The organism is Massilicoli timonensis (genome assembly GCF_900199515.1).
In the GTDB taxonomy this organism is placed as follows: Bacteria; Bacillota_I; Bacilli_A; order Erysipelotrichales; family Erysipelotrichaceae; genus Massilicoli; species Massilicoli timonensis.
The window spans coordinates 74,188-94,552 of record NZ_LT963433.1 but is presented as its reverse complement, the minus strand read 5'-3'; the positions used below and the strand labels follow the sequence as shown (position 1 = coordinate 94,552).

General features: G+C 42.1%; 22 protein-coding genes. 18 read left to right on the top strand and 4 right to left on the bottom strand.

Features of this window, described 5'->3' with window-relative positions; all coding sequences use genetic code 11:
• The first annotated feature begins 72 nt into the window (after nucleotides 1–72).
• From C1712_RS01025 to C1712_RS01010, 4 genes are all read left to right on the top strand, one after another.
• The gene (locus C1712_RS01025) at nucleotides 73–2,124 is read left to right on the top strand and encodes a BglG family transcription antiterminator (protein WP_102266007.1); all 2,052 of its coding nucleotides are present in this window, start codon (nucleotides 73–75) and stop codon (nucleotides 2,122–2,124) included.
• Between the two features lie 244 nt (nucleotides 2,125–2,368).
• Nucleotides 2,369–2,986 (top strand): TetR/AcrR family transcriptional regulator, encoded by a 618-nt coding sequence (locus C1712_RS01020; protein WP_102266005.1) that lies wholly within the window; start codon nucleotides 2,369–2,371, stop codon nucleotides 2,984–2,986.
• Nucleotides 2,987–3,113: 127 nt separating this feature from the next.
• Nucleotides 3,114–4,916: an ABC transporter ATP-binding protein gene (locus C1712_RS01015; RefSeq protein ID WP_102266003.1), complete on the top strand. Its 1,803-nt coding sequence runs from the start codon at nucleotides 3,114–3,116 to the stop codon at nucleotides 4,914–4,916.
• Entirely contained in the window at nucleotides 4,917–6,668 is a 1,752-nt protein-coding gene (locus C1712_RS01010; protein ID WP_102266001.1) for an ABC transporter ATP-binding protein, read from the top strand.
• Between the two features lie 206 nt (nucleotides 6,669–6,874).
• Here the strand turns inward: C1712_RS01010 and C1712_RS01005 are convergent, their stop codons facing one another.
• A complete protein-coding gene (locus tag C1712_RS01005; protein WP_102265999.1) occupies nucleotides 6,875–7,789 on the bottom strand; it encodes a LysR family transcriptional regulator in 915 nt (304 codons plus the stop codon).
• Between the two features lie 162 nt (nucleotides 7,790–7,951).
• On the opposite strand from C1712_RS01005, the gene C1712_RS01000 reads away from it, so the two are divergent.
• From C1712_RS01000 to C1712_RS00940, 12 genes are all read left to right on the top strand, one after another.
• Nucleotides 7,952–8,203, top strand: coding sequence for a hypothetical protein (locus C1712_RS01000; RefSeq protein ID WP_102265997.1), 252 nt, complete (start codon nucleotides 7,952–7,954; stop codon nucleotides 8,201–8,203).
• A gap of 18 nt (nucleotides 8,204–8,221) precedes the next feature.
• A complete protein-coding gene (locus C1712_RS00995; RefSeq protein ID WP_102266314.1) occupies nucleotides 8,222–9,409 on the top strand; it encodes a DUF3737 family protein in 1,188 nt (395 codons plus the stop codon).
• 62 nt (nucleotides 9,410–9,471) lie between these two features.
• The gene (locus C1712_RS00990) at nucleotides 9,472–9,942 is read left to right on the top strand and encodes a cyclophilin-like fold protein (protein ID WP_219718820.1); all 471 of its coding nucleotides are present in this window, start codon (nucleotides 9,472–9,474) and stop codon (nucleotides 9,940–9,942) included.
• Nucleotides 9,943–10,193: 251 nt separating this feature from the next.
• Complete coding sequence (locus tag C1712_RS00985; RefSeq protein ID WP_245858022.1) at nucleotides 10,194–11,135, top strand: substrate-binding domain-containing protein; 942 nt, start codon at nucleotides 10,194–10,196, stop codon at nucleotides 11,133–11,135.
• A 78-nt stretch (nucleotides 11,136–11,213) separates the two neighbouring features.
• The gene (gene pstC, locus C1712_RS00980) at nucleotides 11,214–12,143 is read left to right on the top strand and encodes a phosphate ABC transporter permease subunit PstC (protein WP_102265995.1); all 930 of its coding nucleotides are present in this window, start codon (nucleotides 11,214–11,216) and stop codon (nucleotides 12,141–12,143) included.
• Entirely contained in the window at nucleotides 12,140–13,384 is a 1,245-nt protein-coding gene (gene pstA, locus C1712_RS00975; protein WP_102265994.1) for a phosphate ABC transporter permease PstA, read from the top strand. The genes pstC and pstA overlap by 4 nt, the downstream gene beginning before the upstream one ends.
• Before the next feature lie 11 nt (nucleotides 13,385–13,395).
• Nucleotides 13,396–14,157, top strand: a complete 762-nt coding sequence (gene pstB / locus C1712_RS00970; protein WP_102265992.1) for a phosphate ABC transporter ATP-binding protein PstB — start codon at nucleotides 13,396–13,398, stop codon at nucleotides 14,155–14,157.
• 11 nt (nucleotides 14,158–14,168) lie between these two features.
• Nucleotides 14,169–14,801, top strand: a complete 633-nt coding sequence (phoU, locus tag C1712_RS00965) for a phosphate signaling complex protein PhoU (RefSeq protein ID WP_102265990.1) — start codon at nucleotides 14,169–14,171, stop codon at nucleotides 14,799–14,801.
• A gap of 403 nt (nucleotides 14,802–15,204) precedes the next feature.
• A complete protein-coding gene (gene mscL, locus C1712_RS00955) occupies nucleotides 15,205–15,594 on the top strand; it encodes a large-conductance mechanosensitive channel protein MscL (RefSeq protein ID WP_102265986.1) in 390 nt (129 codons plus the stop codon).
• Nucleotides 15,595–15,655: 61 nt separating this feature from the next.
• A complete protein-coding gene (locus tag C1712_RS00950; protein WP_276833585.1) occupies nucleotides 15,656–15,946 on the top strand; it encodes a DUF1805 domain-containing protein in 291 nt (96 codons plus the stop codon).
• Nucleotides 15,943–16,620: a sporulation protein YunB gene (yunB, locus tag C1712_RS00945; protein WP_102265983.1), complete on the top strand. Its 678-nt coding sequence runs from the start codon at nucleotides 15,943–15,945 to the stop codon at nucleotides 16,618–16,620. Before C1712_RS00950 ends, yunB begins: the two co-directional genes overlap by 4 nt.
• A gap of 28 nt (nucleotides 16,621–16,648) precedes the next feature.
• The gene (locus C1712_RS00940; protein WP_102265981.1) at nucleotides 16,649–17,113 is read left to right on the top strand and encodes a DUF6568 family protein; all 465 of its coding nucleotides are present in this window, start codon (nucleotides 16,649–16,651) and stop codon (nucleotides 17,111–17,113) included.
• Between the two features lie 114 nt (nucleotides 17,114–17,227).
• Here C1712_RS00940 and C1712_RS00935 read toward each other — a convergent pair whose 3' ends face one another.
• The 3 genes from C1712_RS00935 to C1712_RS00925 all read right to left on the bottom strand — a co-directional run bounded on the left by C1712_RS00935 (nucleotide 17,228) and on the right by C1712_RS00925 (nucleotide 18,542).
• The gene (locus C1712_RS00935; protein ID WP_102265979.1) at nucleotides 17,228–17,731 is read right to left on the bottom strand and encodes a PH domain-containing protein; all 504 of its coding nucleotides are present in this window, start codon (nucleotides 17,729–17,731) and stop codon (nucleotides 17,228–17,230) included.
• Nucleotides 17,732–17,836: 105 nt separating this feature from the next.
• Entirely contained in the window at nucleotides 17,837–18,067 is a 231-nt protein-coding gene (locus C1712_RS00930; RefSeq protein WP_102265977.1) for a NifU family protein, read from the bottom strand.
• Between the two features lie 10 nt (nucleotides 18,068–18,077).
• The gene (locus C1712_RS00925) at nucleotides 18,078–18,542 is read right to left on the bottom strand and encodes a divergent PAP2 family protein (RefSeq protein ID WP_102265975.1); all 465 of its coding nucleotides are present in this window, start codon (nucleotides 18,540–18,542) and stop codon (nucleotides 18,078–18,080) included.
• Nucleotides 18,543–18,631: 89 nt separating this feature from the next.
• Between C1712_RS00925 and C1712_RS12935 the strand changes: the two genes are divergently transcribed.
• The gene (locus tag C1712_RS12935; protein WP_178200741.1) at nucleotides 18,632–18,979 is read left to right on the top strand and encodes a CvfD/Ygs/GSP13 family RNA-binding post-transcriptional regulator; all 348 of its coding nucleotides are present in this window, start codon (nucleotides 18,632–18,634) and stop codon (nucleotides 18,977–18,979) included.
• A 12-nt stretch (nucleotides 18,980–18,991) separates the two neighbouring features.
• The gene (locus tag C1712_RS00920; RefSeq protein ID WP_178200717.1) at nucleotides 18,992–20,266 is read left to right on the top strand and encodes a glucose-6-phosphate isomerase; all 1,275 of its coding nucleotides are present in this window, start codon (nucleotides 18,992–18,994) and stop codon (nucleotides 20,264–20,266) included.
• The last annotated feature ends 99 nt before the right edge of the window (nucleotides 20,267–20,365 follow it).

Genomic DNA, 20,365 nt, shown 5'->3' with positions numbered 1-20,365 from the left:
TAGAGAACAAAGCATTGATGTAAAAAAGATCACCTGCAAGAAAACTTTAAGTGTGATCGAGAGGAGGACGCCATGCTGTTGGATTCACGAAGCAAGGATATTTTACACTTTATATTGACACAGTATGAATATGTATCGTTAGGCGCTTTGATGAAAGAGTTTGACATATCAAGAAGAACGACTTATTACGCAATTCAAAAAGTGAATGCCTGGCTTTCCGAAAATGGAATTGCCGGACTCGAAATCGAGAGAAACAAAGGGATCTTCTTAACCAATATTCAAAAGCATGCGATTCAAACGAAATTACAGGAAGAAAAGCATATGAGTGAATATGTCTTTTCTCCTTTGGAAAGAATCTATATTATGATTTGTTTGATGATTGTCATAGATGAGCGCATTACGCTTGAATATTTGATGAACTATTTTTTGGTCAGCCGTAATACGATCATTTCTGATTTGAAGAAGATCACAAAGATACTTAAACAATATCATCTCTGCATGACAAATGAAACGAAAAAAGGGTATCAAATCACAGGCGATGCGATCAAAATAAGGGCGGTCTTTTTTCTCTATATCAATATGTTAGATCCTTTTATCAAAAATGAAATCATGAATCTTTTTGACAGAGAAGATATGAAACAATATTGCACAAAATTAAAAAGCATGGAAGCGGAATTACAGGTAACTTTTGTGGAAGGAACGCTTGAAACGCTGGCGATGCTGTTGCCGCTGATGCAGACAAATGCACAAAAAGTGAGAATAAAAGGCATTTCGCATAAAAAACTTGCCTCTACACAGGAGTGTTGCTTGGTAAAAAAGTATTTTCCTTCGCTTTCTGATGAAGAAGCCTGTTATCTGACGTTACATTTGTTAGGATCCAGACTGCAGTCGATTCCAAGTGATGTCGTACAGTACGGTGAGGATGAGGAAACGCGGGAACTGACAAGACTTTTGGTCAATGAATTTAAGCGAGTGGCTTGCGTCGAATTTGAAAATCAAGCGGAGATCGAGCGAACTCTGTTTGCCCATTTGCATACTTCCTTGTATCGTTATAAATATGGAATCCAGTTGGGGAATCCGATGATGGAAGAAATCATGAATCAGTATGCGGCACTTTTTGCGATTACAAAAAAGGCAGCGCAGGTATTGAGCGATCATATCGGCACTCCGATCCCTGATTCGGAAATTGCGTATTTGACATTGCATTTCGGTGGCTTTTTGCGGGCGATGAAAACAAGTGTAAATATCCTTAAAATTCTGCTTGTTTGCCCAAACGGCGTTTCGACCGGCAATATGTTAAAAGCAGAGCTCCAAACCTTATTGCCAAATGCAACGATTACAGCGGCGATTTCATCAAAAGAATTTATGCAGGGGAATTGGGAATGTGATTTGATCGTTTCGACGATTCCCTTAAAAACAGATCTTCCGTTAGTAGTGGTGCACCCGATCATGACTGATGTAGACCGGATACAAATATTGAAAAGAAGCATGAGCAAGACGTTGCTTCAAAATCGATCCGCGAATACGAAAGAACTCTTCCAGATCGTTAAAAAATATGTAGATCCTGGTCAGTATAAAAATTTATACAGTGATTTAGAAAGCTATATCGTATCACTTCATATGATCGAATCGAGTGCATCATCACTATTCAAATCTCACGCATTGATGGACTTTTTAGATCTGACGCATGTTGCGATCGTAAAGGAACCGATGGGATGGGAACAGGCAATTCATTACGCATGCAGAACCTTGTTAGAGGAAGAGGCAATAACAGAAAATTATTGTGCATCTATCATAGCGCAGTTACAGAAATATGGACCTTATATGTTTATTACTCCTGATGTAGTGTTAGCACATGCCAAAAGTGAAGATGGTGCGAATCAGTTAGCATGTAGTCTGGTTGTTTTTCAGGAGAAGGTCGTATTTGCAAAAAAACGAGAAGCAAAGATCATCCTTGTACTTTCAACACCTGATGCGGAGAGCCACCTGGCGATCTTGCAGGACATCAATCAAATATTCAGTGATCCTGCGAATACAGAGAAACTATGCAGTTGTATGGAGGAACAGGCGATATTGGAGGAATTAAATATGGTCTTGGATCAGTTGCAGGAATCATTTGACTGACATTGTGTTTGCCACAAAATCTTTATATAAGCAGGGTGCTGCATCAGTATGCTATCATAGCGCCCTGTTTTTTTGTTTGGAATAACCGGAGATGATTGGAAGATCTTTTGATGATAAGAACGGTTACTATTGAAAAGGGCAAAATGTAAAATATTATTTGTATGTCATGTTTATTCTTGACAAGCAACAAGATAAGGGTGTATTATAACAGTGTTATATATCACTGTTATATGGAGGCTTAAAAATGCAGGAAACATCAAGCTTGACATTGGAAAAGATTCAACAGGCGGCTCTTGACGAATTTTTGGATAAGGGGTTTAATGGATCTTCTTTACGTCAGATCGTTAAAAATGCTGGTGTAACGACAGGCGCTTTTTATGGTTACTTTTCCAGTAAGGAAGCTCTATTTGCTTCAATTGTGGAACCTCACGCGAAAGCTTTGATGTCAAGATTTATGGATGCTCAGCTTTCTTTTGCCAAATTGCCCGAAAAAGAAAAAATAACACATGTTGGAGTAGAATCTGGATCTTGTCTTCGCTGGATGGTGGATTACATTTGCGAACATAGAGAACCGGTCAAATTGTTGATATGTGGCGCTGATGGTACGGATTATGAGAATTTTATCCATAATATGGTTGAAGTTGAAGTGGAAAGTACGATGCAATATGTGGAAACGCTTCGTAGTTTAGGGTATGAAGGACATGAATTGAGTCATTCGCTGTGCCATATTATTGCTAGTGGTATGCTGGGTGGAATTTTTGAAATTGTAATCCATGATATGCCTAAAGAAGAAGCAATGCGTGATGTCGAACAATTACGAGAATTTTATACTGCTGGATGGCTAAAACTATTTCCTATATAACGTAAGGAGTCTGTTGAAAAAATGATATATAATGGTTTTCAGACTTTATCAATAAGAGGAAGGCCTAGAAATTTTCTTTTTTTAGAGTTTGAGTTAGTTATAACTAACTTATTAAGGAGGGATTGCCATGGAAGAAAAGAAAAAAAGTGATATCACGGTTTTGTTAGGATATGCGGGTAAGCGTAAAGGATTGACTTTTTTAGGATTAGTCTTATCAGCAGTATCAATGCTTTTAAGTATGGTGCCTTACATTTGTATCTGGCTGGTAGCACGCGATCTCATTGCAGCAGCACCAAATTGGACGCAGGCACAAGATGTCTCTCAATATGGCTGGGCAGCCTTTGGTTTTGCAGTTGGTGGAATTATCCTATATTTTATAGGCTTGATGTGTACGCATCTTGCAGCTTTCCGTACTGCGGCGAATATTCGCAAACAGGGTGTTGCCCATATGATGAAAGTGCCTCTTGGCTATTTTGATTCCAATGCCTCTGGGTTGATTCGTGGACGATTGGACGCAGCAGCGGCTGACACAGAACAGCTTATGGCACATAACTTAGCTGATATTGTGGGTACAATCGTGCTTTTTATATCAATGATAGTCATGATGTTTGTTTTTGACTGGCGCATGGGATTGGCATGTTTGATGACAGTGGTTATTTCAGTGATTGCGATGTTTTCGATGATGGGTGGCAAAAACGTACAAATTGTTGGGGAGTATCAGGCAGCTCAAGATCGTATGACAAAGGCAGGAACGGAATATGTTCGAGGAATTCCAGTCGTCAAAATTTTCCAGCAGACTGTTTATTCTTTTAGAGCATTCAAAGAGGCAATAGAGGCTTATAGCAATAAGGCTGAATATTATCAGGCGGATGTCTGTCAAATTCCTCAAACAATCAACTTGACTTTTACAGAAGGTGCGTTTATTTTTCTAGTACCTGTTGTTCTATTTTTAGCACCTAATTCTTTAGCAAACGGACAGTTTGCGGAGTTTATCACTGATTTTGTTTTCTATGCTGTTTTTTCTGCTATTATTTCTACGGCTCTTGCTAAAATTATGTTTGCTTCTTCAGGAATGATGCTGGCGGGTACAGCATTGGATCGTATTCGTCAAGTCATAGAAGCACCAACATTAAAGAAACCTGATCATCCACAAATGCCGCAGAATAATAAAGTAGAGTTTAAGGATGTCAGTTTTACTTATGGTGGAGCCATAAGACCAGCACTTTCACATGTATCTTTTATAGCAGATTCAGGACAGACAATAGCGCTGGTTGGTCCTTCTGGTGGAGGGAAAACAACGGCTGCTAGTCTGATTCCGAGATTTTGGGATGCCAGTTCAGGTGCAGTAGAAATTGGGGGTGTGAATGTTACACAAATGGATCCTCATGTTCTTATGGATCAAGTGGCTTTTGTTTTCCAAAACAATCGTTTATTCAAAACATCTATTTTAGAAAATGTACGTGCTGCACGTCCACAGGCATCAAGAGAACAAGTCATGGAAGCATTGATGGCAGCTCAATGCAAAGATATTATTGATAAGTTACCTGATGGTATTGATACACAGATTGGAACAGAAGGAACTTATCTTTCTGGCGGGGAGCAACAGCGTATTGCATTAGCTAGAGCAATTTTGAAAGATGCGCCTATTGTTGTACTGGATGAAGCGACGGCTTTTGCTGATCCAGAAAATGAAGTGCTCATCCAAAAAGCATTTGCTATGCTTACAAAGGGACGCACTGTCATAATGATTGCCCATCGTCTTTCTACTGTTGTAGGAGCCGATAAGATTATCGTATTAGAAAAAGGAACGCTTGTCGAACAAGGTACACATGAAGAATTGGTTAATGCTGATGGTTTGTATGCTAGAATGTGGCAAGATTACAACCAAGCAGTTCAATGGAAAATTACAAGTGATAAGGAGGCAAAGTAAATGTTTGGAGAAAAATTTAAGCGCAAATATGCTCTCACGGATCAAGGTGTACAAAACATCAAAAAAGGAACATTTTGGACAGTCGTTGTTAATTTGATCGTTATGATGGGGATGAGTATTCTCTACTTGATGATGTCTGATTTTATGAGTGCTCTCATAGATGGAAGTTCATTATCTCATACCATACTTATTCTTACTTTACTTGTCGTATTTGTGTTCTTGTCTTTTATAACACATTTACAGCAATATAAAGCCACTTATGGACTTGTGTATAATGAAGTGAAAGCAACTCGTTTGCGTCTTGCTGAACGACTTCGCAAGCTTCCACTTGGATATTTTGGCAAGCGTGATTTAGCTGATTTAACAGAAACGATTATGGGCGATGTCAATCGTATGGAACATGTCTGGTCACATGTCTTAGGCTATCTCTATGGTGCTTATATTTCTACGACAGTTATCGCAGTTTGTTTATTTGTCTATGATTGGCGACTCGCTGTGGCTTGTCTGTGGGGTGTTCCAGTTGCTTTTGCTTTATTGTTTGGATCAAGAAAATTTACTGCTCAAGCATCGCAAAGAACAAAAAGTTATGCTATTCGTGTTTCTGATGGTATTCAAGAAACGTTGGAAAATATTAGAGAAATACGAGCCACCAATCAGGAAGAACGATATTTAGAAGAATTATATCAGAAGATTGACGATCATGAACGTGTCATGATCCAGGGAGAACTGGGAACGGGACTTTTTGTCAATGCAGCGAGCGTGATCATGCGTCTTGGTGTCGCAACAACAATGCTTGTAGGAACACATCTCATTTTATCCGGAAGTATTGATTTTATGCTTTTGTTCTTATTTTTGATGGTTATTACACGTATTTATGCTCCTTTCGATCAAAGTCTGGCTTTGATTGCGGAAATGTTTGTTTCTCAAATATCTGCCAATCGTATGAATCAAATCTATGAAACATCTTTGGCAGGCGGTATAGAAAAGTTTGATCCTCAAGGACATGATATTGTATTTGAACATGTCAGCTTTGCTTACGATCAAAATGAAGTTTTACATGATATTAGTTTTACTGCCAAAGAGGGAGAAGTGACAGCATTGGTTGGACCCTCAGGTTCAGGAAAGAGTACTTGTGCAAGATTGGCAGCCAGATTATGGGATATTTCTAAAGGTACAATCAAGGTAGGAGGTGTGGATATTTCCACAGTTGATCCAGAGATATTGTTAAGTGACTATTCAATGGTATTTCAGGATGTTGTTTTATTTGATGATACTGTTATGGAAAATATTCGTCTTGGTAAGCGAGGAGCAACAGATGAAGAAGTACTGGCAGCTGCCAAAGCAGCAAACTGTGATGAATTTGTGGATGTGTTACCTCAAGGATATCATACATTTATTGGTGAAAATGGGGCGAAGCTTTCCGGTGGGGAAAGACAACGCATATCCATTGCCAGAGCTTTGTTGAAAGATGCTCCGATCATTTTATTGGATGAAGCTACTGCTAGTCTTGATGTCGAAAATGAAACGAAAGTTCAAGAAGCTTTATCAAGACTCTTAAAAAATAAAACAGTATTAGTTATTGCACACCGCATGCGTACTGTTCAATCGGCTGATAAAATTGTTGTACTGGAAAATGGACGTGTTAAAGAACAGGGAACGCCAGCGCAATTGTATGCGCAGAAAGGACTATATCATCATATGGTTGAATTACAAAATGAAAGTTCTCATTGGCAGCTCGATAATGAATCGTAAAAAAGGGTTTAACGATAGAAAATAAGATCGGTTACTGAATAAAACCTAAATTCAAATTTACGCTCTTTTCATTCATTTGATAAAAAAGACTAAGAGAATTGGTATGATGACATCTATCCTTAACCTTAAAAAGCAGATTCTTCTGCTTTTTTCTTTAATAAATGTTTTTATCATTTTACTTGTCGTTGTTGTGCTGGTTTTACATATTAGAGATCTGAAGACACGACATTATCCCTTTCCTGTAATTCTTTCACTTTTCGCATAAACTGCTCCGCCGCTTTTGAGAACACTTGGTATTTTTTCCACACGATAAACATCTCTGCTTCCACGCTTGGATACAAAGGTCGAAAACACAGCTTGCTGTTTTTGCCGGTGTGAATGATCTTGTCAAGACCGATCGCATAGCCAAGTCCTTCTTCTACCAGTAAAGAGGCATTAAACAACAAATTATAAGTAGCGATGATGTCTAACTGCTCTACATCTTTTTTTAGCCATGTGTAAAACGCACCCTCCTGATTTTTTTGGTGGGAGAGAATCAAGGGCAGCTCCCATAAATCTTCAGGTGTGATCGCTGCTTTTTTTGCAAGTGCGCAATCCTTCCGCATCAGCACGCCCCAAGTATCTTTTATCGGCATTTTCAAAGCATTATATTTTGTAAAATCAACATTGCCGAACACGATCCCAAAATCAATCAGCCCTTTTTCCAACTGCTCCAATACAAATTCCGCATTGCCGCTGGAAAGATGATAATGAATACCGGGATGTGATTGGTGCAGCGCTTTGGCGGCTTGGGCAAGCAGTCTGAGCGCATCGGTTTCTCCGGCACCGATATAGACATCGCCGACTACGCCATGATCAGAAAAGGTGATCTCTTTCTCTGTTTTTTCAACGAGATGCAGAATTTCCTCAGCGCGCTTCTTTAAGATCATCCCTTCTTCCGTCAAAGTTACCTTTCGTGATCCCTTACTGCCGCGCACCAATAACTGTTTGCCTAATTCCTCTTCCAATTTGCGGATCTGTGTAGATAGTGTCGGTTGTGATAAATGTAAGGAAGCAGCTGCTCGAATGATGCTTTGTTCCCTCGCAATCGCAAGGAAATAGCCAAGTACCCGTAGTTCCATATCGTTTCCTCCTCTTGTTCTGCTGTTTACAGTAATGACCTGTTATCAGCATAGCAAAATATTGTATAGTTTTCAACTATACAAGTCTATTATTTATAAGTATTTGTTATTTTCTATAAATTCCTTTATGATAGGAGCAGATAAAAAGTAAAGGGTGATGATATGAAGCTGGAACAATCGATCTGTTATGGTTCGCGGCAGGCAGTCATGCAAAATCTGATCGATGCCGGTTGTTCAAAAGACATGATTGACGATCTGATGAAGCAGCTGGCAGAGGATGATATGGAATCATTGTTGCAGATGTTGGAACAGCATCGTGCGTGTCTGCTTAGCATGGTGCATCAGAAAGAAAAGCAGATTGACTGTGTGGATTATCTGGTTTATCAGATCAAGCGCAGTAAACAGGAAAAATAGAGGAGAGGAAGGATGAATATGAAGATCATAAAGGAACAGCGTTTTGATGAAGAACGGGCATTATACGGTTTGAACGAGGCATTGGTAAAAGAATGTGCTTTTGATGGGCCTGCTGACGGCGAGAGCGCTCTAAAAGAGTGTCAAGCAATTACCGTAGACCACTGCTTCTTCAATTTGCGTTATCCGTTTTGGCACAATCATGATTTACAGATTGATCATGCGGAAATGAGCGAGCTGTGCCGGGCTGCTTTATGGTACTGTGATCAGGTAAAGATCGAACATTCGCAGCTGCATGGCATTAAAGCGCTGCGAGAGTGTGCCAATGTGAGCATTGCGCACTGTGATATTGATTCTATGGAATTCGGCTGGTTTACCAAAGGCATCAAAATGAGCGATACCGATGTTAAAAGTGAATATTTTATGATGCGTTCCAATGATCTGCATTTTACCAATGTGCAGTTTCAGGGAAAATACTCGTTTCAATATATCAAAGATGCTTATTTTGAGAACTGTGTATTAGACACAAAAGACGCATTCTGGCATGCGGAAAATGTAACTGTAAAAAACAGTGTTGTGAAAGGAGAATATTTAGCGTGGTACAGCGATGGTCTGACTTTGATCAACTGTAAGATCATCGGCACGCAGCCGCTTTGTTATTGTAAAAACCTGCTGCTCATCAACTGTGAGATGATCGACACCGATCTTTGCTTTGAACGTTCTGATTTGCAGGCAGTCGTTACTTCTGCCATTGACAGTGTGAAAAATCCATTAAGCGGATTCATCTGTGCACCGCAGGTAGGGGAAGTGATCATGGATCTGGATGCTGCCAAAGGTGTGGTCTTGACAAATAAGATCGATCAAGACGACGCAAGCGTACAAAAACAAATAGATAAAAACAAAGCATTCCTCGAATGTTTCATCGAAACACAGCTTGCGCAGATGCAGATGAGTCCCTATGCGGATACCGATTATTTACAGCTGCAATTGATCGAACCATCGATCTCTGAAAAAGATTTCGCAACTTATCTGCGTGAAGCCTACGATCTTTTTCTTCCTTATGGAAAAAACCATACGGCAGATGCAAAAGGCTTCTTACGCATCAATACTGCCTGTTCCTTTGAAGATCTGGAAGCATTGATGATGCAGCTGAAGCAGGCATTGACAGATTTTTTGAAGCTGCATGAGCAGAAGGAGAAATCCGCATGATGAAAAAAAGAAACAAACTTTTATTGTGTATGGTGTTTGCGCTTTTGTGCTGTGCCGGGTGCATGAGATCAAAATCATCGACAGCGGTGGAAAAAGAGCAGACATCACAAAGACAAGATCGCGAAGAAAATGACGCTTCACAGGAAACAGATACCGCAACATCTGCGACGAAGGAGGAAGAAACGATGAATATCAGCATCCGTACAGATACGATCACACTCATCTATGAACTGAATCAAAGCCAAGCTGCCCGCTCCCTTTATGCACAGCTTCCACTCACTTTAGAAATACAGGACTACAGCACCAATGAAAAAATCTTTTATCCGCCGCAGGAACTGTCTTTAGAAGATACACCGCTTGCCGATGCAAAACAGGGAACGCTTGCCTATTATGCGCCTTGGGGCGATGTCGTTTTGTTCTATGATGATTTTGGGAAAGGAAGTCAGTTATACGCATTAGGTGAGATCATCAGCGGGAAAGAACAGATAGAAAATTTACAAGGAAATGTCACGATTGCTCCCTATCAAGAATAAATAGGGAGCTTTTTTTAGCTTGGCAATGCGGCTTCGATCATGGATCATCTTCCTTTTTGCTTATCTTTTTCGTTGGCATGAAGGCAGTGCTTTTTTATAGCGCTTCTCTAAAATGCACGATCTTTTCATCTTTTTCCTTTTTTTCATTTTACGTTCATTTAACAAACGCTTGAATACAATCTGATAATCAGCGCTTTATAATAAGCGTGCATGAGGAAAGACATACACAGTATGCAAAAGGAGGAATCAGCATGCGTTTTATGAAGAAATTGATGGCAGTAGGATTTGCCTGCTTGATGAGTGTATCACTAGCGGGATGTGGCGGAGATGAAAAAACAAGCGAAGGGGTAAGCGGCGCATTCCAGGTTTACACCAGAGATTCATCCAGTGGTACCAGAGAAGCGTTTGAAAAGGGAGTGGATTTTGAAGGGGAACTTACGAAAAAGGCACATGAAGTTGCCAGCAACGATGACATGGCCGCAAAAGTCGGTGCGGATCTTAATGGGATCGGTTATACCTCATTATCTACTGATTTTGAAAAGAACGGGGTAAAAGCGCTGAAATATGAAGGTGTTGAAGCGAGCACCGAGACCGTATTAGATGGTTCTTATGGCTTACAGCGTCCGTTCATGTTCGTTACTCGAGCAGCAGGTGATTTCGAAAGCGAAGAAAAAGAAACACTGGTAGCCGCATTCTTAGATTTCATGCAGAATTCAAAAGAAGGTATGGCAATCGTGAAGAAAAACGGCGGAGAAGTAGATGAGAGCAAGGCGGTTGCATGGAGCGAACTGGCGCCGAAATATGAATCGGTATTGAATCAGGACAATTCCGGCATCACCATTACGACAGCAGGCTCTACTTCCGTAGAAAAAACACTGAAAGCATCTTTGGAAGCATTTTCGCCGATGGCCGGAAACTTCAAATTCGTGATGAATCAGTCAGGAAGCTCTGATGCTTATCCACGTGTGTTAGGAGCTGAAAAAGACGGTGCGAACCGTGCGGATATCGGTTTTGCATCCCGTACCTTTAAGGATGAAGAACCGGTAGATGGTGCGATGCTTTCCGGACAGTACTGCATTGATGCTGTTGTGGCGATCGTAAACAAAGACAATGCGATCGAAAATCTGACACAGGAACAGTTAAAGGGAATCTTTACCGGTGCCACCAAAAACTGGGAAGATTTAGAGAAATAAGCGCCGCAAGCGTGAAATGGAAGAAACGGCCTGGTGATCTGGGCTGTTTCTTATTGAAGATGATAGGATTGGTGAATGATGAAAAGTTTTGTGAGAGATGTGATAAGCACAGAGAAAAATGAAAAGAAGCTCAGAAAAGACAAACGAATGCGTGCGTGCTTTTTTACAGCTGCGCTGCTTTCTTCCAGTGCGATCGCAGTCATTGTCATATTTATCAGTATGAAAGGCATTACGCCTTTCCTCCAAGAAGGAGTGGATTTCTTTTCCTTTTTGTTTGGAACGACATGGCGCAAGGATCAGGGAATCTACGGTGTCGGATTCATTATTGTCAATACGTTGGTTTCTTCGTTCGGTGCACTGCTGCTGTCGTTTCCTTTATCGGTGCTGACCGCTTTGTTTATTACGAAGATCGCACCTAAAAAACTGTCGGCGATGATGACGACGGTCATTGAGCTGCTGGCATCGATTCCTTCGGTCGTATATGGGGTGTTTGCATCCGGTACGATCACGCTTCTGGTCAGCACATTGGCAGCGCAGTTCGGCTTGGTGACGGCTGGGGGCAGTTCGCTGCTGGCAGTCATATTACTGCTGGCAATCATGATCTTTCCGACGATTACCTCGCTTTCCATTACGGCGATCCGGGCAGTTGATAAAGATGTAGAACTGGGTTCTCTTGCTTTGGGCGCGACTCGCACGCAGACAAATTTCAAAGTCGTATTGACCAGTGCGAAATCCGGCATATTTGCCGGAGCGATATTAGGACTTGGACGGGCGTTTGGCGAAGCGACGGCAGTGGCAATGGTCGCCGGCAATAAGATGTTCGGTCCGACATTTAATCTGTTTGATACAACGCGGACTTTGACGACGACAATGCTTTCCGGGTTAAAAGAAACGACCGGTCTGGATTATGATATTCGCTTTTCGGCAGGGCTGGTCTTAATGGCAGTGATTCTGCTTTCTAATTTGATTTTGAATCTTGTGAAGAAGAAAGTGGGGAATATGAAATGATGCAGGTAAATGCGGCTGTAAAAAAGAAACGGAAGATCAAAGATGCCTGTTTGAATGCCATTACTTATTTATCCAGTGGCTTAGGCGCGTTTATTCTGATCGCCATCTTTGTTTTTATTTTTTCCAAAGGGTTTTCCTCACTGGGCTTTGATCTTCTAAAAGGCAACTACTGGTCTAATAATTATTTGGTAAGCGTTGAAGAATCCTATAATCAGGCGGGGAATTATCAGGCGCCGGCTGATCTGAATGAGGGCGCTGCTTTCTCAAGCAAATGGGGGATCGCCTTTGTGGATGCGCAAGATCAAAATAAGGACAATGTGATTTTGATCGAATATGTAGATGAAGCTTCTCCTTTTGCAAGGCTGTTAGATGACAGTATCAAAGATAAGCAGGTAACGCTGTCTGCGGAAAGCGGCTTTCAGGTGGAACGCATCAGTTATCAGGATGAAAATGGAATCACCTATACGGCAGGCAATATCATGTCGCAAAATGCAAAAGAGCTTTGTGAAGCGTTGGATCAGGCGGACGTGATCGAACAGGCATATTTTAAGACGCCGGGCGGCGGTATTCGCGGTTCGATCCTTTCGACCCTGTATTTGATCCTCGTTTCCTTGCTGATCGCTTTGCCGCTTGGCATTGCGGCGGCGATCTATCTGCATGAATATGCAAAGCAAAATAAGGTAACGGCGCTCATTCGCAGTGCGATCGATATGTTGACAGGCGTGCCGAGCATTATTTTCGGTTTGATGGGGGTTACTGTTTTATTCCCGGTTACCCAGCTGTTTGGCGCCACGACCACCAATATTTTATTAGGGGCGTTTACGATGGCGGTCATCTTATTGCCGACGATCATACGCTCGACGGAAGAAGCGCTGATCGTCGTGCCGAAATCCATGCGAGATGCTTCGCTTTCTCTAGGAGCGAACCAATCCCAAACGATTTTCAAAGTTGTGCTTCCATGTGCGATTCCTGGAATCTTGACCGGTGTGATGCTCAGTATCGGGCGCGTCATCGGTGAAAGCGCCGCTTTGATCTATACGATGGGGACTTATGTGAACGATGCACCGCATCTATTGTCACAGGGTACATCACTGGCTGTGCATATCTATAACATCATGAGCAGTGAGCAGCCAAACTTTGAATTAGCAAGTGCGATCTCGATCGTGATCCTGATATTTGTATTGATCTTAAATATCACGGTAAAACTGCTTTCTAAGAAATTGAATAAAGCATGGTATTAGGAGGAATGGATATGAATGCTGAAACAATCTTTCATGTAGATCATCTGGATTTGTTTTACGGTGATAAACAGGCGTTAAAGCAAATCAAGATGGATATTAAACGAAACAAGATCACGGCCTTGATCGGTCCCAGCGGCTGCGGCAAATCGACTTTCCTGCGCTGTTTGAATCGCATGAATGATCTGGTGGACGGCTGTAAGGTCAGCGGTACGATCGAACTGGATGGAAACGATATTCACAGTACGCAGATGAATGTCGTTGATTTGCGTACCAAAGTGGGCATGGTTTTTCAAAAGGCCAATCCTTTTCCAATGTCGATCTATGACAATATCGCCTATGGACCAAGATGTCAGGGCATCAAAAGTAAAAAAATTCTTGATGAGATCGTCGAACAGTCTTTGACAAAGGCAGCTTTGTGGGAAGAGGTAAAAGATCGTTTACAAGAGAGTGCATTTGGCTTATCCGGCGGTCAGCAGCAGCGTTTATGCATCGCCAGGGCAATCGCAATGGAACCGGAAGTGATCCTGATGGATGAGCCGACCAGCGCTCTTGATCCGATTTCCACCAGCAAGATCGAAGAAATGGCGATGGAACTGAAAAAAGATTATACGATCATTATCGTTACGCACAATATGCAGCAGGCAGCCCGTGTCAGTGATGAAACAGCTTTCTTCCTGATGGGCGAAATGGTAGAATTTGATGAAACGAAAAAGATCTTCCAGCAGCCAAGCGATAAGCGTACGGAAGATTACATTACCGGACGATTCGGATAAGGAGAAAACACATGATTAGAATTGAACGTAAATTAGATAAAATGGAAACTTGTATCATGCACATGTCGGAAAAAGTCATCCAGATGCACAGCAGTGTCATGGATGTCCTGCTGAAACCGGATAAGACAAAAGAATTAGATATCATTCAGGCAGATGATCGCATCAATCGTCTGGAAGAAGAAATCAACGATATGGCGGTAGAATCACTGGCTCTGCTTTCTCCGGTTGCCAGCGATCTGCGTAAAGTGATCGCGGCGATCAAGATCACTTCGGAGCTAGAACGGATCGGCGACTATGCCAAGCATATTGCCATTTATTTGATCAAGCATGAATCATTAGATGAAAAAGTACGCGGTGCGGCGCACCAGATGGAACAAAATCTGATCATCATGCTGGAAGAAGCAATGCAGGCATACATGGATCATGACAGTGAAAAAGCATTTCAGATCCCACAGCGCGATGCTTTGATCGACGAGCAGTATCAGGAATTAAAGCAGCTCGTAAAAAACAGCGATGACCTGGTCGATCTGGTATTTGGCATTAGCAGCATGCTGCGTAATATCGAACGTGCCGGCGATCATGTAAAAAACATCTGTGAACATATCATTTACATGATCAAGGGGCAGCACTACGATTTCGGTTAAACGGTAAAAACGAGGATATAAAGACAATCGATGTAGGAGTTTCTAAACATCTGAACAATGTTTTTGCATTTTCGATTTATCTTTTGCTTGATCAAGCAGACAGCTTTGCTTCCCTTTATCAATGTCTTTTTTATGATTTGGAAAAGAAATGATCGAAAAATCAAATATTTACAAATCATTAAAATTAACATATACTGTTATGGTAAAAAATGTTTTATGATCGATCCTCTTTCTGTCGTTTGAAGAAACGATGGGCAACCATATAAGTTCATATGATAACTATTGTTTCATGCCTTTGCGCTTTATTGATCGGGTTGAGGATCTTCATAATTGATTTTTAGAAAGATGCGCGTTTTAGAAAAAAGGCGCCATGTAAAAAGAAAGGACCATGAAGGAAGCAGTTATGAAAAAATTTGTTCAGGAATTTAAGGCGTTTGCGATGCGCGGCAATGTGCTGGATATGGCAGTCGGTGTCATTATCGGTGGTGCGTTCACTTCCATCGTGAACAGTTTGGTGGCCGATGTATTCACACCGATCATCGGTATCATTACCGGTGGTGTCGATTTCAGCAATCTGTCGATCGGCATCGGCGGTGCGCAGATCATGATCGGTAATTTTCTCAATGCCATAGTTTCTTTTCTGTTGGTAGCGTTCAGTGTATTCTGCTTTATCAAAGCAATCAATTCGTTTAAGAAAAAACAGGAAGAAGCGCCGGCAGAAGCACCGCAGCCAAGTGCGGAAGAAGTATTGCTCACCGAGATCCGCGATTTACTGAAAGACAAGCAATCCTAAGCTTTCATAATCCCTCCCCTCACTTCATAAGATAGAAGGGGAGGGATTTTCAGTGATAAGCATGAAAACCATGCAGCTGCACGGAGAGTATTTTATCGCCGTTACGATTCGTTTGCCGCATAATGAGATACGTCTCATTACCTCTACACATGGCATTTTATGTACTGCGCAGTTTTCCGTTTCCTTTACGCAGGAGCATCGCAGTCAGTGTGTCATGGCAATCGTGGAACAAGGGGACAGCTTTGAAGAATTGTTGGAAAGTCAGATCATTTCCTGTACGGCAGCGGCAGCAGCTAAGGGCATTACGGTAGGGATGAGCGGGGAAGAAGCACTGTTTGGCATGTTTTCATGAAACAGAAAAAGAAACGCATCCGTTTGCTTGTGCTCATCGGTGCGCTTTTGTATTTGCTCATCAGCACCAGTATTTCCTTTAATCAGTTTATTCAGCCCCGCTTAAAGGCACAGGCGAAAACACAGGTGTCTTTAGCGGTAAACCGTATCGTATCCAGTGTATTAAGCAATATTGATTATGATACAGAGGATCTTTTGATCATTAACCGCGATGCACAGGGGAATATCACTTCGATCGAATATGACACGCTGCTATTAAATCAGCTGTTGTATTCCGCTTTACAAACCATTGATGAAAGCTTGATTGCCGCACAAAACGGTAAAGATGATCCATTGCTTGATGAAGTTTTTTTTGCGGATGGCATCATTTATGAAATGCCGTTAGGCTATTTAAGTGGCATTGGCTTTTTACAGGATCTTGGACCGAAGATCCCGATTCGCATGAAGCTGCTCAACGATGTGAACGGAGAATTGAAAACAAAGACCGAAGCGTATGGCTTAAACAATACGAAGATCGAGATCGTTTTGGAAATCAGTATCAAGGCACAGGCGATCACTTCTTTAAGTGTGGAAGAAATGGTCGTTTCCACCCAAGTTCCGCTGGTGATCCAGTTGGTAAATGGAAAAGTGCCGCAGCTTGTTCCTTATAGTGATTTGCATAATCAGGACAATTAGTATATGATAAGTGCAAGAGGTGAGAGCGATGAAGAAAATTCTATGGATCAGCGCTTTTCTGCTAGTGCTTTGCGGCTGTAATGACAAGGTTGCATTCAGTGAATTAAAACGGCTTCATTTTGATGAACTGGATCAGAAATTGGAGCAGCGGGAAGATATGGTCGTCTATTTCGGATGGACGCAAAACTGTGAAGATTCCATTCATTTTCAAGAAAATTATCTGGCTGATCATTTAAGCGAGGATTCTGCCTTTTTAGAACTGTATGTCGTTGATCTGGATGAAGAATTGCCGGATGCCTTGACGGATAAGGAGAAACGGGAGCCGATGTTTGAGCGCTATGGAGTAAAATATTCTCCGACATTGGTGCAGTATGAAAAAGGGGAAATTGTAAAGTTATTAGAGTGGACGCCGGAAACGACCGATAAAGAAACCGGTATTTTGGCGTCGCGGTTAGATCGCTTTTTCACGGAAGTCGGTTATTTGAAAAAGTGACAGGGAAACATCATAAAAAAGCAGCTGGAGCGATGGTATCTGCATCTATGCAACTGCTTCTATTCGATCATGGATCAATGTAGAGAAGATAGGGATATGCACCGAAACGATTTTTTAGATTATTTTGGTCGGATGATCGCCGTCTTGCATTTCCTGTTCCATTTCTTTTTCATTATAATAGAACGTATGTTCATCAAGACCGCGGTTTTCGATCGGAATCTGCGGCTTTAACTTTTCATAGAACGCTTCCAGATGAAGCGGTGAAAGAAAGACAAGATGATAGCGCGCAACCCCTTTCGATTTATATTCAATGCGGATCCGTTTGGCGCTATATGCGGTAGCCGGTGTAAAGTTGGTGCAGATCGTGCCGTTTTTGATATTTTGATAGGGGATCACTTCTTCAAATACCAGCATGCTTTTAATCACCAGCGCATCTTCACGCAGTGTATAAGTGGTGCTGGCATAAAGGAAGAAAGTCAGTAATAAAAGTCCAAGCGGCGTTGTCAGTTTGGAGATAAAATCGACATCCTGATGCGAAGTGATGATGACAAAAAGGCTCCAAGCAGCTAATAATGGCCAAATGAGCAAAAAGATCCCAAATTTTGAATGTTCTTTCATAGTGGATTCCTCCTTGTTTGATTAGATGTAATAATGATAGCACATTTTATATAAAAAGGCACTGCTGTTTCCAAATGCATGCAATAAAAAAAGCACCGCAGTGCTTTATTCAGCCAAACGCACATCGACAATGCCCGGCACTTCCTCTAAGAGCAGGGAAGCGACACTGTCCTGCAACGTAATGGAGCGAGAAGGACAGCCGGCACAGGCGCCGGTCAAATTGACATAAACGATGCCGTCCTCCAATTTCACAAATTCCACATCGCCGCCGTCTCTTTGAATAAAGGGGCGGATCTTGTTGAGCGTACGCAGCACTCTGATGACTGTTTCTTCCATAAATAACCTCCTATAACATAAATACGAAAAAATAAAATACAGTGGATACCAAGATACCTAAGAAAATACCGCCCAGCGCTTCGACAAAACGATGGCCCAGCACATCTTTGATCTTTTCATCATAGATCGGATCATGAAAGCGCAACTGGGTATTCGCCTCCAGGTCCTCGATCAGCTGTTTCGTGAGCTGAATGTTTTTACCTGCGTAGTAGCGCACATTGACCGCATCATAAATGACGATGAAGGCAAATACAGCGGTTACCGCAAACAAAGAAGAAGAAAACCCTTCACTGAATCCGACCGCCATCATTAACGCGACGACGGTGGAAGTATGGGAAGATGGAAAACCGCCGCAGGCAATCGTCTCATGAATATCGAATTTACCGGTGCGGATATAGAGAAAAACCGGTTTGAGTCCTTGTGCGATAAAATTAGACAGCAAGGCGGCTGCCAGCACAAATAAAGAACCGTTCATACTTTCACCTCAATCTCTAAAAAACACATCTCATTATAACACAAGTGAGAAAGATATGATATAATGTGTTCAATAAAAGAGGTGATGAAATGCTGTATCCGATCGGCAGCGTCGTTGAAGGGATCGTAACCGGAATCAAGCCGTATGGCGCATTTGTGAGCATTGATGATACGCATACGGGACTGATCCATATTTCTGAGATATCCGGCGGCTATGTAGATGATGTATCGAAATTCGTGCATCTGCATGAGAGAGTAAGAGTCAAAGTATTGGATATAGATGAAGATCAGCACCTAAGGCTGTCTTTGAAAGCCCTGCACCGTAAAAATAAACGGGTAAAGAGCGCAAGAGCGTATCGCCTGCCGAAAAGTGAAAAAGGCTTTTCCACACTGGCGGCGCATTTAGATGCGTGGATCGAAGCGGCTTTGCAAGACTGAAGGAGGTTAAACATGATTCGATTTGATGAAACACATGCGTTTTTGAAGGAGGATTTTGACGCTTATCAGGAAGCGGTAAACCGTTGTCATGCGATGCTGATGAACAAAAGCGGAAAAGGCAATGATTATGTGGGCTGGGTAGAATGGCCCAATACCTATGATAAAGAGGAATTTGCCCGTATAAAGAAACGCGCTGCGTGGATTCGGGAAAACTGTGATGTATTTTTAGTTTGCGGCATCGGCGGCAGTTATTTAGGCGCAAGAGCGGCAATCGAGATGATCAACGGCTTATATCCAAGTCAAAAACCGGAGATCATCTTCATCGGCAATACATTTTCTTCCACTTATATCGCACAGGTCTTACGCTATATCGAGGGCAAACGTGCCGTTGTGAATGTCATTTCAAAATCCGGTACGACAACGGAGACCGCACTGGCATTTCGCTTATTGAAGCAGTACATGGAAAAGACGTATGGCAAGGAAGAAGCCGCAAAACGCATCGTGGCGACGACCGATCATGCCAAGGGCACATTAAAACAGATCGCAGATCGGGAAGGCTATGACACTTATACGATTCCCGATGATATCGGCGGCCGTTTTTCGGTCATGACTGCAGTAGGACTTTTACCGATCGCGGTTGCCGGCATTGACATTGATGAACTGATGACAGGTGTGCAGGCGGCTTATGCGGATCTGAGCGATCCTGATTTGCATCATAATCCGGCCTATCGCTATGCGGTGGCACGCCGTATGCTGCAGAATGCCGGAAAAGATGTGGAAATGCTGGTAACTTATGAATTGCAGATGACATCTTTCGGTGAATGGTGGAAGCAGCTGTTTGGAGAAAGTGAAGGAAAAGAGGGAAAAGGCATTTTGCCGCATTCCGCTACTTTCTCTACCGATCTGCATTCACTCGGTCAGTTTGTGCAGGAAGGCAAAAAAGTATTGTTTGAAACGGTCATCAATGTATCGAAGCCAAGTGAGGATCTGATCTTCCCAAGCGATGAAGAAAATATGGACCAGATGAATTATCTCAGCGGCAAGAACTTGCATTGGGTCAATCAGATGGCTGCCAAAGGAACACTGGAAGCCCATGTGGAAACCGGAAAGGTGCCGAATTTGTTGATCGAAATCCCTGATATGAGCGCACATTCTTTCGGTTATCTGATCTATTTCTTCTTCAGAGCGATCGGTATGACATCCTATCTCATTGACGTGAATCCGTTTAATCAGCCGGGCGTGGAAGTGTATAAGAAAAATATGTTCCGTCTGCTCGGCAAACAATAATAAAATAACATACGATAAAAGACGCTGTTTCCGATCGGGGAGCCGTCTTTTTTCTATGTGTGCAGGCAGAGCGCTTGCTTTTGTTTCTTTTGAACGTGG